The sequence below is a fragment of the Clostridium sp. UBA871 genome (assembly GCF_002295255.1).
Classification (GTDB): Bacteria; Bacillota; Clostridia; order Clostridiales; family Clostridiaceae; genus Clostridium_J; species Clostridium_J sulfidigenes.
In genome coordinates this window covers 196,880-220,172 of sequence record NZ_DBFV01000003.1, presented here as the reverse complement: position 1 = coordinate 220,172, position 23,293 = coordinate 196,880, and the positions used below count along the sequence as shown (strand labels likewise).

Below are 23,293 nucleotides of genomic sequence, written 5' to 3'. Positions count from 1 at the left end.
ATTTTTATTTTACATTATTTTTTGACTACATAAACTATTATCGAAAGGTGGCTATTATATGAAAAAATTTACTACCACATTAGTAATTTTGATTGCATTAATACTTAGTACTTCTATTGTAGCTCTTGCATCTGACAACACTACTTATAAAGAAGGTATTTACACATTATCAGACTTTGCTCCTACAAAAGATAATCTTTATACTATCCAAAACATTTCATCAAAGGATAATTCTTACTTAATAGTTATGGATGAAAATCTTACTTCACTGCAATTTCTACGTTTAGAGCCTAAATCTCCAATACATGATTTAATTCCTCTTACTCCCAAATATAGAATTGTTATATTTGGTGCTGGAGAAGTACTTATAAAACCAGCAAAATAAAATATACATTTACTATTTCATTGTCATATGAGAATAGCGCCTTACAGCAGTGCTCTCATATGACCTTATTCTTGATCTTAATTTATATTTTCATATAATAAATAGTTATATATTAAACTATTTATATATGTTAATAGGAAACTATATAACTAGTTAAATAGTTGTTGTGGTCTCAAGGGTTTCAGATATTTTGTTATTTTGAAAGAAGTAAAAGTAGTCAATGATATTCTATAACTAAAAGGATTAAAGATGATACTGTTGATATCTTAGAATCTGTTCTAAAAACAAAAACTTCCGACATATAAAAAACATATCGGAAGAATGTCTGAAGTTTAAACTATTCCATCTTGTTTAACTCTTATAAATTGCCCTATTGCTTAATTAGATTGACTACACATTCTACATGATGTCCTTGAGGGAACATGTCTACTGGTTGCAGCTCTACAGCCTTATAGCCTAATCCTTCAAAAACTTTCAAATCTCTTGCTAATGTTGCAGGATCACATGATACATAAACAATCCTTTTAGGTCTTACTTCTGCTATGGCATGTAGAAGTGATTCCTCACAGCCCTTTCTTGGAGGGTCTAGCATAATTACATCTGGGTGTATTCCACCTTCAATTAGTTTTGGAATTTCTTCTTCTGATTTTCCTACTATAAATTCCACATTTTTTACATTATTAATTATTTTGTTTTCATTAGCATTTTCTATAGCTTCTGGTATTATTTCAATTCCATATACCATTTTAGCTTTTTTAGATAAGAACAGTGATATAGTCCCTGTACCACAATATGCATCAAATACAATCTCGTTTCCTGTAAGACTTGCATATTCTAATGCTTTTTTATATAGAATTTCTGTTTGTACAGGATTTACTTGAAAGAAAGATAATGGTGATATATTAAATCTAAATTCACCTATATAATCTGATATTGTATCTGTTCCCCATAGAGTAATAGATTTGTTACCTAAAATCACATTTGTTTTATCCTTATTTACATTTTGAATTATAGATTTAAGATTTAAAATTTCTTCTCTAAGAGATTTTATAAGTGGTTTTATATTAGGTAACTTTTCTCCATTAGTAACTATTACAACCATTACCTCCTTAGTCTTAAACCCCTCTCTAATCATTATATGTCTAACTACACCACTATGATTTTTTTCATCATAAGGAGTTACTTTATTCTCTTTCATCCATTCCTTAAGGATCTTAACAACTTTATCACCTATTTTACTTTGTATATAACAGTGATCCATATTGATTATTTCATGAGACCTTGGTGCATAAAATCCTACTACTATATTTCCATCATTATTTCCAACTGGTAACTGAACCTTATTTCTATAGTTATATGGGAAATCCATACCCATAGTATTATGTACCTTTAATCCTTCTATCTTTCCTACTCTTTCCATAACATCCTTTACTCTTTGAGTTTTAAAGTTAAGTTGTTCTTCATAGGATATATGTTGAAGATTACAGCCTCCACATCTCTTATAAATTGGGCATATGGGTTCTGTCCTATATTTAGATGAGAGAATTACATCTAATAGTTTACCTATTCCATAGGTTTTACTTACTTTTATAAGCTTTATCTTTACTGTTTCACCCTTTATGGCTCCTTTAACAAACACAGTAAAGTTATTTATTTTACCTACCCCTTCTCCTTCATGTCCATATCCTTCTATCTTAATTATATAATCCTTATTCTTCGCAATTTCTATATCTGCATGATTATTATTTAATTCTAAAATAAGATTTTCTATCTCTGCTTCTCTTTCTTCACTTTCCCTATCCTCTTTTAGAAATCTTTCTTTTTCTAATGAAGCTTTCACTCTTTCTCTCTCTTCTTTTTCAGCTTCTTCTATAACTTTAACCTTACTTATCTCTTTACGTATTTTCATAAAACCACCCTTTATTAGCTTCTAATTAATTTTAATTTTATCAGAAAACTAGTCAATTAACCATAATAAGTAGTCATAATATAAAATTAAAGTAAGGGCAACTTTAGATTATTAATAAAATTAACTAAAGTTACCCTTACTATAGTGAATTAAATCTTAAAAGTTTCACAGTCTGTTCTATTACTACTTATTGCACCTACCCCATTAATGTGTACAAAGTTTGCAACGCAATCCTTATTGATATTATACCTACAGTTTATTGCATCACATATTATTCTTGGTCCTATACCTCCAACGAAGTTATTAAAGCTTTGTTTTACTTTTCCTCCAATATTCATATTATATACATTTGAAAGAGAATTTTTTATTCCCATTTCTGTGAAGCTTCCACACTGAGTATACTCACTAGAGTGAGCATTTGCTCCTTGTACATGGATAGTATTAGCGGTGCACATTCCAGAGTTGTTGTGTGTACAATTAGTTGCATTACATGCTAAATTTCCACTCATTCATAGCACTCCTATTCTTAATTATTTTCTTAAGTCATTAGATAATACTATTATGTGGAAAAATATTTTTTTTATGCACGGGGTAGGTCTAAAATTATAGCTACTTCTTAATGCTAATATATCTAAATTAAAACTCTCGAAAAAATTAAAGACACCCTTAACGGGTGTCAATAATGAATCAGTTGCCAAAAATGTTATATTTTAAGTCTTATCCATTGGATTATTAATTATACATTAAATTTCAGATAATTTCAATATTTTTTATAAAATTTACATAAATACCATAATTATCTTAATTTTAAAATAATTCCTTGGATGAAACTACTTAATATTAGCTTTGCCGCTATATACCATTCCTACTTTTGAGTCCATAGTTATAAAACATCCAGATTTTATAATTGAAGATGCGTTTTGTGCGTTATATATAATAGGAATGTTTCTTGATGCACATTCTAGTAATACACTAGAACTCATCTCATCGCTTTCTACTATTATTCCACCAACTTCATTAAGCACATCTGAAAAATCTCTACTTAATTTATCTACTATAATAATTTGCTTTTCATCTAAAGAATTAAAAAACTTCTTAGAATTATTTACATGCATTACTGTTCCAAAGGCTGTACCAGAATTACTTCCTTTACCTTGTAAAAGTACATCTCCTATAATATGAACCTTCATCATATTTGTACTACCTATGTAGTTCATCGGTATTCCTGCAACAATTACTACAAGATCACCCTTCTTTACATAATTAGCTGCTAATGCAATTTCTGAAGTCTTATCTATTAATTCATCTGTATCTTTTAATTTTGGAGTTATTACAGGGAACACACCCCAATTTAGTGCTAAACTTCTTGCAACCCTTTCATAAGGAGTACAAGCTATTACTTCACATTCCGGTCTATATTTAGATATTTGTCTTGCTGTTTGACCACTTTGAGTCGCTGTAATTATTGCTGATGCATTTAACTCCATTGCTGTTGTACATGTAGCTACACTTATAGCATTAGGCACATTAGCAACATGTAACTTTCTTCTTTTCTTGAGACTTTCCTCGTAGTTTATATATTCCTCTGCCTTCATAGCTATTTGAGACATAGTTTTTACAACTTCTACTGGATATTTACCACTAGCAGTCTCTCCACTTAGCATTATAGCATCAGTTCCATCAAAGATCGCATTAGCTACATCTGAAGCTTCTGCTCTAGTAGGTCTTGGATTTCTAATCATAGAATCTAACATTTGAGTTGCAGTAATTACGGGCTTTCCAGCTTCATTACATTTTTGTATAATCATCTTCTGAACTACTGGTACCTCTTCAGTAGGAATTTCCACTCCTAAATCCCCTCTTGCTACCATAATTCCATCAGAATATCTTATAATTTCATCAATATTATCTACGCCTTCTCTATTTTCAATCTTTGAAAATACTTGAATATAATCTCCACCATTCTTATCAAGAAGATGTCTTATATCTAGAACATCTGTACCTTTTCTTATAAAAGATGCAGCTACTATATCTACTTCACTTTCTATACCAAACATTAAATCTGCTATATCTTTCTCTGTTAATGCTGGAAGATTTAATTTAACTCCTGGCACATTCATTCCCTTGTGATTTCCTATAACTCCTGTATTTTCAACATGAGTTTTTATTTCTTTACCTTCTATAGATAATACTTTTAATGCCACTAATCCATCATTTATTAAAAGTATGTTTCCTGGTTTTACATCTTTATATAGGTTTTTATAAGTAATAGAACATTTAGTTTCATCTCCTATAATATCCTCTCCACAATGAACTATAAAAGTTGTTCCTTCTTTAAGTTCTACAGTTCCATTTTCAAAGTTTCCAGTTCTAATCTCTGGCCCCTTTGTGTCAAGTAATATAGCAATATGCTTTTCTAATTCAGCTCTTGCTTCCTTAACCATATCTATTCTTCTCTTATGTTCTTCATGACTTCCATGAGAAAAATTTAATCTGGCAGCATTCATACCATTTTCAATTAACTTTTTTATAATTTCCTTTTCATCAGTAGTAGGTCCCATTGTACAAACAATTTTAGTTTTCTTCATAGTTATCCTCCTTTATATTACATAGACTTAAATTTTTTTGCCTAGATAACTTTATCAATGTATAAAATTATATTAAAAAATTTGTAACTCTACAATATCTATAACCCATTAATTCGACAAATCTACACTTAATTTATATAACTCTTCATTAAAACATGATTTTAAATCTAAAGCTTCTTTTATATCTATATCTATAATTTTATTTGCCTTTATACCAATAAGTCTTGCTGTCTTTCCTTCTAACAACACTTTTACCGCTTTACTACCCATTCTTGAAGCTAAAATTCTATCAAAAGCACTTGGACTTCCGCCTCTTTGTATATATCCAAGCACAGTTGCCCTAGTCTCTATACCCGTTATTTTCTCTATGCTTTTAGCTAATTTCTGTGCTCCACCTACACCTTCAGCTAAGATTATAATATTATGAAGCTTACCATTACGTTTTCCTTTGAAAATATTCTCACATATATCTTCAATAGTGAATTTTTTTTCTGGAACTATTACCTGTTCAGCCCCACCAGCAATACCTGAAAATAAAGCTAAATCCCCACAGTTTCTTCCCATAACTTCAATTACACTCACTCTTTCATGGGAGCTAGATGTATCTCTAATTTTATTTATGGCATCAATAGCTGTATTTAAAGCTGTATCAAAACCAACGGTATAATCTGTATAAGGTAAATCATTATCTATAGTACCTGGTATTCCAACTGTTGGTATACCTAAATCACTTAATTCCTTAGCTCCTCTAAAGGATCCATCTCCACCAATGACTATAATTCCATCTATTTTAAGGACTTTAATAACATTAAGTGCCTTCTGTCTCCCTTCAGGTGTTCTAAACTCTTCACTTCTAGCAGTCCTTAGGATAGTACCACCTCTTTGAATTATATCAGAAACAGAGTGTCTATCCATCTCAAATATTTCCCCATTAATAAGCCCATTAAATCCTCTATGTACTCCAAATACCTGGACTTCATTTTCAATTCCAATCCTAACTACAGCTCTTATTGCTGCATTCATTGCTGGTGAATCTCCACCGCTAGTCAATACTGCAATTTTTTTCACTATATTACCCCCTAGCTTTATTGTGGTTATTATTTATTTAAATCTCTACTTACTTAACTTAAGTTTAATGTTTAGAGTTACTCCTTGCAACCTATTATTGGATGCATTTGAGTAAATATCTATAAATTTGCTATTGTAAATGTTGTCAACTTTTAATAAAGTCTCTTATAATTTATTCTTCCCATTTTATCCTTTATAATTAATAAATTTTAATAAAATTTATATACAAAATTAAGAAGAGCTACTTCTGCAATTAAACTTATCTTTACCAACAATTCAATTTACAATCTAATATCAATAAATTTTTTATATCTTCATGCAAATTAAAGTTAAATCTAAGTAAAATTTGAGCTAACTCTTCTCATATTATCTTTTAATTATCTTTTTACTAATGGAAAAGCAATTACATCTCTTATAGATGATGAGTTTGTTAAAAACATCATCATTCTATCTATTCCTATTCCAAGACCTCCAGCTGGTGGCATAGCTACATCTATAGCTACTGCAAATTCTTCATCCATTGGGCTAGCAGTTTCAAGTCCTGCTCTTAATTTTGCTGCTTGCTCATGAAGTAAAATTCTTTGTCTTAATGGATTATTAAGTTCTGAATATGCATTTCCAAGTTCTACTCCAAAGGCATAAGGTTCAAATCTTTCTATTAACTCTGGATTTTCTCTATGAACTTTACATAGTGGAGACGAATCTAATGGAAAATCTATTACAAAGGTTGGCTCTATTAATTTATCCTCGCAATAAGCCTCAAATAATGTAAGTATTAAGTCTCCTTTATTTGCTTCTTCAATATTAAATCCGTCCCTTTGCTCCTCTTCTAATAATTCTTTTTCTATAATTAGATGTACTATTTCTTCCTTAGTTAACCTTTCCACATCTATTCCTGTATCTTTAAGAACTAGATTGCACATAGTTTCTCTCTTCCAAGGGGCTTTAAAGTCAATTTCAACACCGTCATACACAGCCTTAGTTGTTCCTTTAATTTTAGTAAATACGTTCTCATATAAATCTTCCATAATTCTCATCATATCATTATAGTCAGCATAAGCCATGTAACATTCAAACAATGTAAATTCTGGATAGTGAGTTCTATCTATTCCTTCATTTCTAAAGGAACGTCCCATACTAAAAACTCTATCAATGCCTCCAACCATCAATCTTTTTAAGTATAACTCTGGAGATACATTCATAAATACTTCACAGTCTAATGCATTTACATTAGTTATAAATGGTTTAGCTTCTCCTCCGCCATATTTTGTATCTAAAATAGGGGTTTCCATTTCCATAAACCCTTTAGAATTCATAAACTCTCTTATGGCATACATAGCCTTAGCTCTATTTACAAATCTATCTCTTACATCTTCATTCATTATCATATCTAGAGATCTATGTCTTTGTCTTAAATCCATATCTTGAATTCCGTGATATTTTTCTGGAAGCGGTCTTATAGATTTTGAAAGTACGGTAACATTCAGGGCTTTAATAGTTATTTCCTCCGTTTTTGTTTTAAATGCGAATCCTTCTACACCAATTATGTCTCCTACATCAAGAAGTTTAATAACTCCATAGGCATCTTCACCAAGATCATTTTTACTTATATACACTTGAATATTTCCATTCTGATCCCTTAAATTTAAAAATGTTACTTTACCCATTCTTCTTAAAAGCATTATTCTTCCTGATAAAATAAATCTCTCTTCACTATCTATTTTATCAAAGTTTTTTGTTATATAGTTCGAAGTAGTGTTTGGCTCAAAAGTATAGGGATAAGGATTGATTCCTCTGCTTAAAAGTTCATTTAATTTTTTTATTCTCTCTACGTTAAATTCATTGGCATCTTGCATTATTTCTTGTAAGTTATTTAATTCTACATAATCATTGTACATATATAATAGTACCACCTTTCAATTTTGCTTTTTAATTTCTCATAACTTATATGAATCTAAATAACACCTCATTATAGTTTTCTAGTAGACTCAGTTACGTTACTTTCGTCCATTATTATATTTTTGCAAAATAAAAACTCTCACCTCCAAGACAATAGTCTTGGGGACGAGAGTTTGGTAAGTTCAACTTCGTGGTACCACCCCAGTTTATTAATATGTCACCATATTAACCTTTTCAAGTACGGCTTTACAATAAAATATATTAAGCTTATACCCTAGCTCTATAACGGGAGCACCCGTTACACCATCTCTCTTCCTAAAGGAAACTTCTTTCTTTTTTAAGAAGCAACCTCACTTAAAGATAAACTCTAGTGAAGTAAAGATCCTGTGTAAAACTCCGAGGCTTTTTTCACCAAACTGTTTTTTGCTTTCTCTCACCATCTAAAGCTCTCTGTAAAAAAATTGAGTTTGATTACTCTTCTCTTCATAGTTTTATTGAGTATATTTTAATATACTCAAAATACAATGTCAAGAATTTTTAAAAAATTTATATTATCAATCGAGTATGAGATAGATATTTATTATTTAGCATTCTTGCTAAAATAGGATTGTTGGAAATTATTCATTTCCTAAGATCTTAAGATTATCATATTTAGTCTTAATTTTCTTCCATTGTTACCAATAGCATAGGGGTAGCCTTCGTCTTATCCATTCATCTAAATAAATAATTCTAAATTATCTGCAGAAGAAAACCCTCGATATTTCTATCGAGGGTTTCATGGTGAAGGTGATAATTACAATTAAAGTAACATCATAATTTGTTTTAGGTAAATATCCCTTAAACAACATGTTTATTATAACTATTTCATTGATTTTATAACACCTTCAACAATTGTATCCATATCTGTCAAATTTCCTTCATTCATAGAAGATACAAGTGTAACTTTATCTTCTAGAACTGTCATTTCTCTCATTTTATCTAGGAACTCACTCATCAAAGTTCCAGACTTACATGCCCATGAGCCATTTTCAATTATTGCAAAAGTTCTCTTTTGAAGGTTAAGAGCCTTCATATCCATAAGATAACTATGCATAGGTGGGTAAATACCAAGGTTATAGGTTACAGAAGCTAAAACTACGTGGCTAACTCTAAAGGTTTCTGAAATCAGTTCAGATACATGAGTGCTTGAAACGTCATACATAACTACATTTTTCATTCCCTTTTCTACAAATTTAGTAGCTAAGGCAGTAGCTGCAGCTTCGGTATTACCATACATTGAAGCATAAACTATCATTACTGCTTTTTCTTCTGGTTCATATCTACTCCATTTATCATACTTATCAATAAGATATCCAAGATCTGTACGCCAAACTGGACCATGTAGTGGGCAAATCATTTTAATATCTAGTCCACTTGCCTTTTTTAACAATGCTTGAACATGTGGTCCATACTTTCCAACAATATTTGTATAATATCTTCTAGCGTCATCAATCCAATCACGGTCAAAGTCAACCTCATCATTAAATAGCTTACCATCTAATGCTCCAAAAGATCCAAAAGCATCAGCTGAAAAAAGAACACCATTTGTAGTATCAAATGTAACCATAGCTTCTGGCCAATGTACCATTGGTGCAGCTACAAAAGTTATCTCATGCTTTCCAAAAGATTTTACGTCTCCCTCTACAACTTCCTCCATTCTACCATCAATTTCGAATCCAAATTGTCTCATTAGGAGAAAAGATTTCTCTGTACTTATAATCTTAACATCAGGATAACGCAATATTATTTCTTCAATAGCAGCTCCATGATCCGGTTCCATATGATTTATTACTAAATAATCTAATGGCCTACCATTTAAAACAGCTTGTATATTTTCTAAAAACTGTCTACAAATTGACCAATCTACAGTATCAAATAGCACAGTTTTTTCATCTAATAGTAGATATGAATTATATGAAACTCCTCTTGGAATTGGATGAACGTTTTCAAAAAGAGCTAGACGCCTATCATTTCCACCTACCCAATAAAGGTCTTCAGTTACCTTTCTAACACAAAACATAAATTACTCCTCCTTTTTATTGTAAAAAACTTAAAATTTCTGCTATAGAATTAGACCTCTATAAAACTATCTTTTTCTTCACCGCAATCTGGGCAAATCCATTCTTCTGGAAGAGCTTCAAATAGAGTTTCTGGTGATATCTCATTTTCTATATCGCCTATGGCTGGATCATATTCATAGCCACATCCATTACAAACATATCTCTTCCAATTAGGAACAACCTTTTTAGGAACATACTTTTTCATTTTCTTCATAGGAGGTGCTTCCTTTTTTGGTTCTCCGTTATCCAAAGCATCTGTTAATAATGGCATTATTTCTAGTAAGTCTCCAACAATACCATAGTCTGCATTCTTAAATATTGGAGCATTAGGATTATTATTAATAGCAACTATGGTAGTAGCATCCTTTATACCCTTTAAATGTTGACCAGCACCTGATATACCACATGCTATGTAGAGATTTCCATTAAATTTTTGACCTGACATTCCAACATAACGATTTAGCGGTAAGTATTTTAAGGTTTCAGCTACAGGACGAGATGATCCAATTGCTGCACCAACTTGAATAGCTAAAGCTTTAGCAAGCTCCATATTTTTTTCTTCTCCAATTCCCTTACCTACACTGACAACACGCTCTGCCTTAGATATTGGAGTATTTATATCAATACCAACAGTAAAATCATAGCCATCTGCTTTCAATGCTTCTACAAGCTTAGCAACTCTTTCCTCTGCTGTTCCATCTTTCATAATCATTTTCTTACGAGCACCAGTGACTCCACCAGCTGAACCTTTTTTAGCTCTATTCTCATTTTTAGGCATCTTTCCAATTATATGAGATGCAATTACCATTCTTTGAATTTCATTTGTTCCTTCATAAATAGTACAAATTTTCGCATCACGATATGCTCTTTCTACATCCATTCCTTTAAGGTAACCAGTTCCTCCAAAGATTTGTAATGCATCATTTACAACTTCTAAGCATATATCAGACGCATATTGTTTAGCCATAGCAGCTTCCATAGAATAAGGCTCATGATTTTCCTTAAGTTCAGCAGCACTATATACTAGAAACCTAGCCGCCCTTAGCTTAGTTGCCATATCAGCTAATTTAAATGAAATTACCTGTTGTTGACATATAGGCTTTCCAAATTGTATTCTTTCTTTTGAATATTCTAAAGCATTTTCATAAGCTCCTTGAGCTATACCTAAAGCTTGAGCTGCAATCCCTATACGACCGCCATCTAATGTTCCCATAGCTATTTTAAAGCCTTGTCCTTCTTCACCTAATAAGTTTTCTTTAGGTACTTTAACATTATTAAATACTAATTCAGCAGTTGCAGAAGAGCGAATTCCCATCTTGTCGTAATGATCACCAAATGTAAATCCTTCCCATCCTTTTTCAACTATAAAGGCACTTATACCTTTAACTCCTATACCTGGAGTAGTTACAGCAAATACAACATAAGTATCTGCCTTATCTGCATTAGTTATAAAAATCTTTCCACCATTTAAAATATAATAATCTCCTTCTAGTTCAGCAGTAGTTTCAGTTCCACCAGCATCACTACCAGCGTTTGTCTCAGTTAAACCAAAAGCACCAATCTTTTCCCCTTTTGCTAGCGGAATCATGTATTTTTGCTTTTGTTCTTCAGTTCCATATGCAAAAATTGGATATGTTCCTAAAGAAACATGAGCTGATAAAATTACACCTGTACCACCATCTACTCTAGAAAGTTCTTCAACAGCAATGGCATAACTAAGTATATCTAGACCTAATCCACCATATTTTTTAAGATACGGAGTACCCAATACCCCCATTTTACCTAACTTTTCTATAGCCTCAGTTGGAAACTTACTTTCTTGATCCAACATAAATGCTTGTGGCTTTACCTCTGTCTCTGCAAATTCTCTGATTTTTACACGAAAAGTTTCGTGTTTTTCTGTAGTCTTAAAAAACATAAATTTACCTCCTTTAATTTAGTGTTTTATTTTAATTTTTACAAATTTTATTAATAGAACTTATAAAAATTTATAATCTTTAATTTAGAAAGTACAATATACTTACAATACAAGTTGAAACTAAAATTGTTTATATGACTTTCTAATAATTAAATTAATTATGTAATTCAATTTATTTGTTAATAATTATTATTATAAAACTTATAATTTCTATTGTCAAATTTTTATGCAAATTTATTATAATTACCTTAATTAATACTATTTTCTACTACATAAAAATATATCTAAAATATCCTATTCTTCGGTCTTTTTCAAAATATTTATGACTATTTTGATACTATGACCTCTGCTGGCTTCTGACAGTTCAGCCATACATCACTGTATAGATTGTTACTTCTAAATACATATCCATAACGTATCTGTCAGCTCTCCCCAGGTAAGACCGTAATCTTTCACTCCATATATCTGCTACATTTACACTGTCTGTTTCGAATAGTTTCTGGCTTTAGTTTGTATAGCAACCTTACCCAGAGACATATGCCTTATATGTAGTTTCTGTTCGTCAGACCAGAGTTTCTCCGCCGACTTTCTTCAGGTTCCACGTCACCATGGACACCTTTGTCTTAAACTATGCACTTGTCACTATCAATCCATGCTTAGGATTTTCGCCTATTAAATTACACCAATGCGAGCACAATATAAAAAGCACCAAGATAATTTCTTGGTGCTTGAATTAATTTATTTTATTATGATAGTGGACTTTACTCTTCTAAAACTTTAACATTATCATCTCCAAAAATTTCTCTCAGTTTAGATGTAGTTTCATAATCATTATTAAGCCAACTATTTTTATTTATAAGATATCTTTTCTTCGTATTAGCAGCAAATAAGTAAGTTGGTGCTGAACCAAATTCACCCATAAAATTGTCTCTTATAAGCTTCATTGCACTATTTAGCTTGCTATCATCTTCAACCCTTATATATATCTTATCCGTACTCACTTTAACTAATGGCGATATTTTCTCACATAATATTTTAGGTTGTTCTTCCTCTTCCAGTGCTATACGTCCTTCCACAGTGACTATTTCATCTTCCTCAATAAATTCTCTGCAAGCTGAAAATGTCTTTGGAAATATGACTAGTTCTATGGTTCCAAATAAATCCTCTAAGGTCGCAAAGGCCATAGCCTGATTATTTCTTGTAATTTTTTTAGAAATGGATGTTAAAAGTCCACCTAAAATTACTTTTTGTTTATCCTTTACCTTTGAAACTCTCTCGCTAATAAGTCCTTCTACACCTATACTTCCATCTTCTAGGGTATCTGCTAAAACTAAGTCTGATATCTTGTGAGTGGTTACATGTTTTAAAGTCTTCTCATAATCATCTAGTGGATGGCCTGATAAATATATTCCTGTCATTTCTTTTTCCATAGCTAATAAATACTTTTTATTAAATTCCTGAATTTCTGGATAAACTATCTTAAAGGCACTATCTTCATCATCAGCTCCTTGAAATAGACTGATTTGTCCTGGGACATTTCTCTTTCTTTCATTGTTTATTCCATCTAAAATTTTCTCAAATACAGCTATTAATTTAGATCTGTATACTCCTAAACTATCAAAGGCTCCAACTTTTATAAGGCTCTCTACAGCTCTCTTATTTACTGCTCCAGAATCAATCTTGTTACAAAAATCGCTAAAGCTCTTAAATTTTCCTTTTTCCTCACGTCTTTCCACTATTGATTCTATAACATTTACTCCAACATTTTTTATAGCTGAAAGACCAAATCTTATAGTATTACCTTGTACTGTAAATTTACTAAAGCTTTCATTTATATCTGGTGGAAGTACTTTTATTCCTATTTCTCCTGCAAACCTAATGTAGTATGCTACCTTTTCATTGTTTCCCATTATACTATTAAGCATGGCAGCTATAAATTCTGCTGGGTAATAATACATTAAATATGCTGTTTGATATCCAACTACTGCATAAGCTGCAGCGTGACTTTTATTAAAAGCATAGGATGCAAAATCCATCATCTGATCAAATATCTTATTAGCTGCTTCTTCTGTAATTCCATTTCGAATACATCCAGGTACTACAATCTTCCCTTCTTCATCTACTATTCCATGAACAAAGTTTTTTCTCTCTTCTTCCATGACCTTATGTTTCTTCTTCGACATGGCACGTCTCACAAGGTCACTTCTCCCCAGGGAATATCCTCCAAGATCTCTAACTATTTGCATTACTTGTTCCTGATACACCATTACCCCATATGTCACATCCAGTATTACTTCTAATTGTGGAGTTACATACTCTACTTTGTCTGGATTTCTTTTTCCTTCAATGTATTTTGGAATTTCTGCCATTGGACCTGGTCTATAAAGACTTATTCCTGCTATGATATCCTCAAAGCAGTCTGGTTTTAGATCTCTCATGAAGGAAGTCATTCCTGCAGATTCTAACTGGAATACACCTACTGTTTTTCCTTCTCCAATCATCTGATAAACCTTTGAATCTCCAAAGTCTATATGATCTATATCTATTTTTACACCTTGATTTTCCCATATATTCTTAATAGCTTCATCCATTACTGTAAGGGTTCTTAATCCTAGGAAATCCATCTTTAAAAGTCCTAATTCCTCTAATGTACCCATGGTAAACTGAGTTACTATCATACCTTCATTCTTTTGTAATGGAACATATTCTACTAAAGGATGGGATGCTATAACTACTCCAGCAGCATGGGTAGATGAGTGTCTTGGTAACCCTTCTAAATCTCTAGCTACATCTATAAGTTCACGTACTCTCTCATCTACATCATAAAGTTCTTGTAGCTCACTATTCATCTCCAATGATTTATCTATAGTTATATTTAATACTGAAGGGATCATCTTTGCAATTTTATCTACCTCAGCATAGGAATAATTCATTGCTCTTCCTACATCCCTGATACATGCCCTTGGTGCCATTGTTCCAAAGGTAATTATCTGTGATACATTATTTTCTCCATACTTATCAACTACGTAATCAATTACCCTTTGACGCCCTTCATAGCAAAAGTCTGAGTCAATATCAGGCATACTTACTCTTTCTGGATTAAGAAATCTCTCAAAAAGCAAAGCATACTTTATTGGATCTATTTTGGTTATTCCCAAGGTATAAGCAACTATAGCTCCTGCTGCTGAACCTCTTCCCGGTCCTGTCGGAATTCCATTTTCATTAGCATATTTTATAAAATCCCAAACAATTAGAAAATAATCAACATATCCCATTTTCTTGATTATTCCTAACTCATAATCTAATCTATCGCACAGAAGTTTTCCTTCTTCATTTTCTTCTCTTATTTTATTTACTTTTTCTTCATCCAATACTCCATTTAAAGCTGAGAATACTTCATATCTTTCAATAAGTCCCTTATAGCAATTTCCTCTAAGATATTCAAAGGGATCTACCCCCTCAGGCAAAGGGAATTTAGGTAACTTAGATTCATGAAATTTATAATCGAAATCACACCTTTCTGCTATCTTTAGCGTGTTTTCCATAGCCTCTGGTATATAAGAAAAAGTCTCATACATTTCTTCAGGTGACTTAAGATAAAATTGATTTGAAGGATATCTCATCCTAGTTTTATCTTCTACGGTCTTACCTGTTTGAATACAAAGTAATACATCGTGTGATTTACTATCTTCTTCATTTATATAGTGAGTATCATTAGTACATACTAATGGAATATCACATTCCTTAGACAACTCTAATAACATTTCATTCACTTGCAACTGCTGGGAAATTCCATGGTATTGTAATTCTAAATAAAAATCATCTTTAAATATTTCCTTATATTTTAAAGCAACTTCCTTGGCCTTTTCTTTATTATCTCTAAGTAAATTTTTTTGAACCTCACCACCTAAGCAAGCACTAGTAGCAATTAATCCTTCACAATTTTCCTTTAAAAATTCATAGTCTACTCTTGGTTTATAATAAAACCCCTCTATAGAAGCAGTAGATACTATTTTCATTAGGTTTTCATAACCTACCTTATTTTTAACTAACAAAACTAAGTGATAGGTATCATTGTCCTTTTGAGGTTCTTTAATGTACATTGATTTTCCTGCCACATATATTTCACATCCAATTATAGGTTTTATCCCATTTTCTATAGCTTCTTTATAAAAATCTACTGCACCGTACATAGTTCCATGATCAGTAATAGCAATAGCTTTCATACCTAATTCCTTAGTTCTTTTAATAAGTTTAGATATTTTCCCTGAACCATCTAAGAGACTATACTCTGTATGCACATGCAGATGTACAAAATCCTTCATATTTTCACCCCCTGCATCCTTTGTAACAATACTAATTTCTTTTAAAATACTTATTTTTATATTATTTTTCTAACTTACCTCTTACTATTAATCTGTCCTTACCATCATAAGTACATGTTACAAGGGTTATTGTTGCATCCTCACTTTTATCTAAAACATAGGTGTCTTCTGGAGCAACTGTAAAGCTCTCTGTAACTTTATAAGTAAATGTTTTATCATGATTAGATACTAGTATATTATCATTAACTTCTAATTTGTTTAGTCTTAGAAAAAATTCTCCTGTATCATAGTTTCTATGTCCTGCTAGTGCAAAGTTACCCTCTTCCCCTGGCATAGCAGTATCCTTAAAATGTCCTACTGCATATTTTATTATTTCATCCTCAGTACCTTCTGCTACTACTACTTTCAAATTTATTTTTGGTATTTCTAAAACTGCAATTGGATTTACCATATCTATATAAGGAAGTTTTTCTTCCTTACTTTTCTCGTTTTTTTCATGATTAACTTCTTGCTTTTCTTCTGATACAAATTTGTCATAAAGCTGATCTTGAACTTTTTTTGTTTCCCACTTTCCTTTAAAAGCAAACAGTAATAATCCAATCCCCACTAAAATTAAAAGTATACTTATAATGTTTCTAATCTTCCCCTTCATTAAAACACCTCTTTACTTAAAATTATAAACTATTAAGTAATTATACACACATATGTTTTGTAACATTCTCAAAAATGGAATGCCTTACATAATTAATCTTTTTAGCCCTAGTAATTAAACTATAAAACTGATCTAAAAAGTAATGATTTTGAGACATTCCATTATAAACAGAGTTCTTTTTATCTTTAAAATAATACTTTATTTAATAATAGTCAGCCACTTTAGAAACCTCAATATAGGGCTTAATTTTACCTAAAACTTCATTAATATGATATGGATGTATCTGATATTCATTCATGTCATCTACAGAATCAAATCTAGTTATAAGACATACATCAAAAGATCTATTCGTATGAAGCTCATCTATTCCTACTTCTATCTCCTTAAGCTCAGGTATTTTTCCTTCCATAGCTTTAAGAGTATTTGCTACAAACTTTACGTTTTCCCTTGTATTTTCTTTTAACTTAAATAAAACCACATGTGTAAACAACTTTTTACCCCCTATACATTAACCTATTTTATTTAATTATTTTTTAGTACCTTGGCTGATAGCATAGCCTTCGCCATAATCTCTTTATTTTGATTATACATTGTTACTTCTACCTTTGAATAATATCTTCCTCTATCTATTACTTCAGAATATACATCAATTATCCTACCCATTTGAACTGGTTTAGTAAAATAAGATGTGAAACTATCTATAGCTACATTTGTAATACCATTTTGTCTTAATACCATAGTTCCCATAGTTGATAAAAGCATATTTAATGCATTCCATGATGCAGTACCTATAGAGTCAAGCATTTCAGGCACAATTTCTCCCCAGAAATGCATCTTATTCTTACTAGACTCAAATTCAAAATTCTTTAAAATTAAATCATCCATAGTATGACCTACATGAGGCTGTCTTGTAACTATTTGTAATGCCTTTATTACATCTCCTCTGGAAATTATACCTATTAATTTCTTTTTATATACCACTGGGCATATTTGAATTCCATCCCAAGCCATGATATGTGCTGCATAGGCAACCGTACTTGTAGGGTTTAACACAATAGGATTCTTTGTCATAATGGTATTTACGATTTCATTGTCATCATGATTATTTATTTGAGTTATACTTACAAGACCTATAACTCTAGATTCCTCATCTAAAACTGGAAATCTTTCATGCCTAGTTTTCTCTGATAATTCTTTTAATGCTTTAATCTTGTCCCATACATTTAAGTATTCTGGATTTTTATCCATAACATCTTCTACTAATACAATTTCCTTCTTAACATTATTTTCATATATGGCCTTATTTATCATGCTTGCAACAGTAAATGTATCATAGGTACAGGATATTACAGGCAAATTTGTTTTATCTGCTAGAGTCTTTATTTCATCACTACATTGAAAGCCCCCAGTGATAAGCACAGCACATTGATTTTCAAGAGCTAGTCTTTGAGCTTTTTCTCTATTTCCTACTATAAGTAACGAACCTGGGCTTATGTATCTCTTAATGGTTTCAACTTCCATGGCTCCTATTATAAATCTTTCAAGAAAATTATTCTCTCCACCCTTACCACCAATTAAGGTTCCATCTACCATGTTTACAATTTCCCTAAAAGATATCTTGTCAATATTCTTTTTTTCTAACTTTTCTACTCTTACTGTGCCAACCCTAGGAATTGTATTGACAATTCCTATAGATTCACACTCTTTTATTGCTCTATATGCCGTTCCTTCACTGACACCTAATTTACTACTAATTCCTCTAACAGATATCTTAGTATTTATATCTAAGGATAGAATATATTTAATTATTTCTTCATGTTTTGACATGCCTATCTACCCTCTTTCCTAAGCTCATCAGCTATTTTTTCAATTCGTCTAAGACGATGATTTACTCCTGATTTTCCTACAGGCGGATTTAACATAGCTCCTAACTCCTTTAAGGATTCATCTGGGAAGGCAAGCCTCAATTTAGCTACTTCCTTTAAATTTTTAGGTAGCCTATCAAGTCCAATTTCACTTTCAATAAGCTTTATACTTTCCACCTGTCTTACAGCTGCATTAACAGTTTTACTAAGATTTGCAGTTTCACAGTTAACAATTCTATTTACATTATTTCTCATTTCCTTCATGATTCTTATATTTTCAAGCTCTAATAATGCATTATGTGCACCTATTATATTCAAAAGATCTACTATTTGCTCTCCCTCTTTTAAATATATTACAAAACTATTTTTCCTTTGTATTACTTTAGAATTAAGCTTATAACTGTTAATAAGATCACTAAGTTCATTGGCATAATCTTGATCATGAGTTACAAACTCTAGATGGTAAGTTTTCTCTGGGTTACTAATACTTCCTCCCCCTAAAAAAGCTCCCTTTATATATGCTCTTTTACAATTTTCATTTTTTATAACTTCACTAGGTACTCCGTAGTGTATATTAAATAAGCCATCCTTTTCTATTATTCCCAATTCTTGAAGGAGTCCCTTTACATCTACTTCTTCTGGTATTAAAACCATATATATATTATTTTTCTTTAACGAATTGCTTTTCTTTACTAATAATTTAGTGTGAATATCATAGAAATCTTTTAAATTCTTAAAAATCCATCTTGCTATAGCTGGATTTTCAGTTACTATCTTAAAAGTAATAGATCTATTAAATCCAAAACCCAATGTTCCACTTGACTTCATTATAGCTGATAATTGGGCAGCTATTTCATCTTTAGATAATTCACTATTTCTACATACTTCATTTTTTACCTTTAGTGAAAATGACATTTCTCTACTCCCTATCCTTTTTTTCTCTTCTTAATCTCTGTGATAAATATATATATTCAAAAATTCTTTTCTCATCATTAATCATTTTTTTCTTTAATATAGTTTCTATAAGTATTTTAGCCAGTTTATCCTCATCATGTCTTATGAGTTCTTTTTTAATCTTTATCATATCAAATTCTATATATTTTACATTTAGCTTATCTTTGTCACCATGGTCAAGTTGAACAAAGGTTGAGCCTTTTTGTAAGTATCTTTCTTTTATATTTTCTTCTTCCTTTGAGAGTCCTTTATTTACAATAGCATAATCAATAGGCATACCTTGGCAATGTTTCATTATAGCTCTTATATGATCTTGAACACTAAAGTTATCACTCTCACCTGGTTGAGTCATTATATTTGATACATAAATCTTTAATGCTTTAGTGGCCTTTACAGCCTCTCTTATATCACCTACCATTAGATTAGGGATTATACTAGTATACACACTTCCTGGACCTAATATAACCGCATCAGCATCTCTTATAGCATCAACGGCCTCTTGAACTCCCTTAGCATCTTTAGGCTCTATAAATACTCTATCTATAGGTGATTTTCTATTTAAGCTCTCAGTAGGTATTGAGGATTCCCCTTTTATTATGTCTCCATTTTTTAGTTTTGCATATAATTGCACATTTTCTAGAGTAACAGGCAGTACTTTTCCTGTTACTGCTAAAACCTCACTAGTTTTTTTAATAGCCTCTAAAAAATTATCGGAAATCCCATTCATAGCAGCTAAGAATAAATTACCAAAACTTTGATTTTCTAAAGAACCATCCTTAAATCTATACCTAAAGAGCTGTTCCATCAAAGGTTCAGTATCTGCTAAAGCTATTATGCAGTTTCGAATATCTCCTGGTGGTAGCATTCCTAAATCTTGCCTCAATACTCCAGAACCACCTCCATCATCAGCCACTGTAACTACTGCGGTTATATTAGTGGTATATCTTTTTAGTCCGCTAAGCATGTTGGAGAGCCCTGTTCCGCCTCCAATAACTACCACCTTAGGACCCTTTACTAATATACTATTTTTAAAAAAATCATCGTCAAAATTTTTCTTTCCCATAGAAAAATTCAACGCTTCAAACTTTATTATATCTATTACTTTTTTAGTATACTTCTCTAAACTTATATAGGTCAATACGCACCCTAAAACTAGTATCGCTACTAAAAATATTTTAATAGAAATACCTTCACCCCATCTTCTTATAAGCTCAATTATAGAGTAGGAAATTAAAAATACACCTAAAATAATTTGACATATCCACCTCTTAATTCCCACACCAGGCATTAACCCGTCCTTAAGCTTCATCGCTTTCCAGCTCCTCTACTTACATCCTCATTTATATCTCTATGATCTATAGTTACACTATTACCATTATGATTTAAAGTCTCATATACTTTATTTGCAATAGCTACAGAACGATGTCTACCTCCTGTACAACCAATAGCAACAATCAATTGTCTTTTTCCTTCTATTTTATAATTAGGGATTAAAAATTTAAGCATATCTATAAATTTTTCTACAAATTGCTGTGTTTCAACTTTAGATAATACATAATCTTTTACCGGCTTATCTAGGCCGCTAAAAGGCTTTAGATCAGCAATATAATATGGATTAGGAATAAATCTTACATCCATAACTAAATCCGCATCTAAAGGTATTCCATATTTAAATCCAAAGGATATTACATTAATAAGTAAAGGACTTTCAATTTGACCTTCATCTCCATAGGCCATAGTTATTTCTTCATTTAGCTCTTTATTAGTTAATTTTGATGTGTTTATTATTTTACTAGCCCTTTCCCTTATTCCTTTTAGTTTTTTCTTTTCTATACTTATACCATTAATAATCCTTCCATCTGGTGCAAGAGGATGTTTTCTTCTTGATTCTTTATATCTTTTAACTAAGGTTTCATCTGTAGCTTCAAGGTATAATACTTCATATAGATAACCTTCTTTATCAAGAGTGGACAAACTACCTAATAAGTCATCAAAAAATGTTCTCCCTCTAATATCTACTACTATGGCAATTTTATCTATTTTACCTTCAGTTTTAAAGCATACTTCAGCAAATTTTATTATAAGGGTTGGTGGTAAATTATCTACACAGTAAAACCCTAAATCCTCAAGTGATCTTATTGCTTGTGTCTTACCTGCTCCTGACATACCTGTAACTATCAAAAATTTCATTCTATCACACCTCTTTTGCATATTTAATTCCAGTAAAACTTTTAAATTTAATCTTATATTAATTTAAAATTATACTTCTTTTAAATTAATATTTTTAATAAAAATTAACACTAATATCTATATATTATACACATTAATTATATCATATAGTAATTTATATTACTAAAAAAGATATAGGATAAATATTTATTTATCCTATATCTTTCACATAAAATTTTAAAAATTAACAATATTATTTTTATATTTACTTATTCTATAGACTCAATTAATGATTTAAATCCAGGTAAGGCATTTTCTATAGTACTATAAGCTACACAATAAGCAATTCTAATATATCCTGGACAAGCAAAAGAAGTTCCAGGAACTATTAAAATATTATATTTTTTTGCCATATTACAGAATTCAATATCGTTCTCTATAGGTGATTTAACAAATAAATAGAAAGCACCTTCTGGTTTTATACAATTATATCCATAAGAAGTAAGTTCACTATAAAGTAGTTCTCGATTTTTATTATAAAAATCAATATTTACTTTATCATCTAAACATCTAGCTATTACTCTTTGGAAAAGTGATGGTGCATTTACATATCCTAAAATACGAGTAGCTACATTAGAAGCAGATACAACATTTTCAAAATCGGATACTTCATTTGGAATAACTAAATATCCAATTCTTTCTCCTGGTAATGAAAGAGATTTACTATAGGAATATCCAACAATTGTATTATCATAGTACTTTGTTAAATATGGCACTTGAATGTTATCGTATACAAGCTCTCTATAAGGTTCATCTGATATTAAATATATGTCAGTTCCCAATTCCTTTTGTTTTTCTTTTAAGATATTAGTAAGTTTTATAATAGTCCCTTCTGAATAAACAACACCTGTAGGATTGTTTGGAGAGTTAATTATAACAGCTTTAGTCTTATCCGTAATTTTACTTTTAAACTCATCTAAATTAGGTTGAAAATCTGTAGTGTTTGGTGATACTACTACAAGCTTTCCATCATAGTTAGCTGCATAACTTCTATATTCACCAAAATAAGGTGCAAATACTACTACTTCATCTTCTGGGTTTAAAAGAGTTTTAAAAATCACGTTTAAACCACCTGCTGCACCTACAGTCATAACTATATTCTTTTCTGTAAAACTTGTATCAAATTTTTTGTTAATTGAGTTAGCAATAGTTTCTCTAACATCCTCATATCCTGAGTTACTCATGTAACCATGAACCATAGTATTAGGTTCATTATTTAAAATATCTATAATTGCCTCCCTTACAGTGCTTGGCGGTTCAAGATTTGGATTTCCTAAGCTGAAATCATAAACATTTTCTGCACCATAAATTGATGCGAGTCTTTTACCTTCTTCAAACATAGCTCTGATTAATGAACTACCATTAACATAATCCACCATTTTTTTTGAAATCATATCCCCAT

16 protein-coding genes and 1 other annotated feature are annotated in these 23,293 nt (G+C 31.0%); of the genes, 1 reads left to right on the top strand and 15 read right to left on the bottom strand.

Going from position 1 to position 23,293, the window contains the following annotated elements:
* The first annotated feature begins 58 nt into the window (after positions 1-58).
* Positions 59-385: a hypothetical protein gene (locus tag B3086_RS02665; RefSeq protein WP_346876633.1), complete on the top strand. Its 327-nt coding sequence runs from the start codon at positions 59-61 to the stop codon at positions 383-385.
* Positions 386-755: 370 nt separating this feature from the next.
* On the opposite strand, the gene rlmD is transcribed toward B3086_RS02665, so the two are convergent.
* From rlmD to B3086_RS02590, 15 genes are all read right to left on the bottom strand, one after another.
* Positions 756-2,294, bottom strand: coding sequence for a 23S rRNA (uracil(1939)-C(5))-methyltransferase RlmD (gene rlmD, locus B3086_RS02660; protein WP_346876634.1), 1,539 nt, complete (start codon positions 2,292-2,294; stop codon positions 756-758).
* A gap of 149 nt (positions 2,295-2,443) precedes the next feature.
* The gene (locus B3086_RS02655) at positions 2,444-2,803 is read right to left on the bottom strand and encodes a DUF1540 domain-containing protein (protein ID WP_346892746.1); all 360 of its coding nucleotides are present in this window, start codon (positions 2,801-2,803) and stop codon (positions 2,444-2,446) included.
* A gap of 321 nt (positions 2,804-3,124) precedes the next feature.
* Positions 3,125-4,882, bottom strand: coding sequence for a pyruvate kinase (gene pyk, locus B3086_RS02650; protein WP_346876635.1), 1,758 nt, complete (start codon positions 4,880-4,882; stop codon positions 3,125-3,127).
* A 108-nt stretch (positions 4,883-4,990) separates the two neighbouring features.
* A complete protein-coding gene (gene pfkA, locus B3086_RS02645) occupies positions 4,991-5,950 on the bottom strand; it encodes a 6-phosphofructokinase (protein WP_346876636.1) in 960 nt (319 codons plus the stop codon).
* A 377-nt stretch (positions 5,951-6,327) separates the two neighbouring features.
* The gene (lysS, locus tag B3086_RS02640) at positions 6,328-7,848 is read right to left on the bottom strand and encodes a lysine--tRNA ligase (protein WP_346876637.1); all 1,521 of its coding nucleotides are present in this window, start codon (positions 7,846-7,848) and stop codon (positions 6,328-6,330) included.
* 159 nt (positions 7,849-8,007) lie between these two features.
* Positions 8,008-8,345, bottom strand: a binding site (T-box leader).
* Positions 8,346-8,708: 363 nt separating this feature from the next.
* Positions 8,709-9,908, bottom strand: a complete 1,200-nt coding sequence (locus B3086_RS02635; RefSeq protein WP_346876638.1) for an FprA family A-type flavoprotein — start codon at positions 9,906-9,908, stop codon at positions 8,709-8,711.
* A 50-nt stretch (positions 9,909-9,958) separates the two neighbouring features.
* Entirely contained in the window at positions 9,959-11,866 is a 1,908-nt protein-coding gene (locus B3086_RS02630) for an acyl-CoA dehydrogenase family protein (protein ID WP_346876639.1), read from the bottom strand.
* 761 nt (positions 11,867-12,627) lie between these two features.
* Complete coding sequence (locus tag B3086_RS02625) at positions 12,628-16,191, bottom strand: DNA polymerase III subunit alpha (protein ID WP_346876640.1); 3,564 nt, start codon at positions 16,189-16,191, stop codon at positions 12,628-12,630.
* Between the two features lie 61 nt (positions 16,192-16,252).
* Complete coding sequence (locus B3086_RS02620; RefSeq protein ID WP_346847667.1) at positions 16,253-16,843, bottom strand: class D sortase; 591 nt, start codon at positions 16,841-16,843, stop codon at positions 16,253-16,255.
* 202 nt (positions 16,844-17,045) lie between these two features.
* Positions 17,046-17,333: a Dabb family protein gene (locus tag B3086_RS02615; protein ID WP_346847668.1), complete on the bottom strand. Its 288-nt coding sequence runs from the start codon at positions 17,331-17,333 to the stop codon at positions 17,046-17,048.
* 32 nt (positions 17,334-17,365) lie between these two features.
* On the bottom strand, positions 17,366-18,670 hold the full coding sequence (locus B3086_RS02610; protein WP_346847669.1) for a DRTGG domain-containing protein: 1,305 nt from the start codon (positions 18,668-18,670) through the stop codon (positions 17,366-17,368).
* 2 nt (positions 18,671-18,672) lie between these two features.
* Positions 18,673-19,623 (bottom strand): DNA-binding protein WhiA, encoded by a 951-nt coding sequence (gene whiA, locus B3086_RS02605; RefSeq protein ID WP_346847670.1) that lies wholly within the window; start codon positions 19,621-19,623, stop codon positions 18,673-18,675.
* 4 nt (positions 19,624-19,627) lie between these two features.
* Entirely contained in the window at positions 19,628-20,971 is a 1,344-nt protein-coding gene (locus tag B3086_RS02600) for a gluconeogenesis factor YvcK family protein (protein ID WP_346847671.1), read from the bottom strand.
* Positions 20,968-21,852: an RNase adapter RapZ gene (rapZ, locus tag B3086_RS02595; RefSeq protein ID WP_346847672.1), complete on the bottom strand. Its 885-nt coding sequence runs from the start codon at positions 21,850-21,852 to the stop codon at positions 20,968-20,970. The genes B3086_RS02600 and rapZ overlap by 4 nt, the downstream gene beginning before the upstream one ends.
* Before the next feature lie 248 nt (positions 21,853-22,100).
* Positions 22,101-23,285 carry a pyridoxal phosphate-dependent aminotransferase gene (locus B3086_RS02590; RefSeq protein ID WP_346847673.1) on the bottom strand — a complete coding sequence of 395 codons (1,185 nt, stop codon included), beginning with the start codon at positions 23,283-23,285 and terminating at the stop codon, positions 22,101-22,103.
* Between the last annotated feature and the right edge of the window lie 8 nt (positions 23,286-23,293).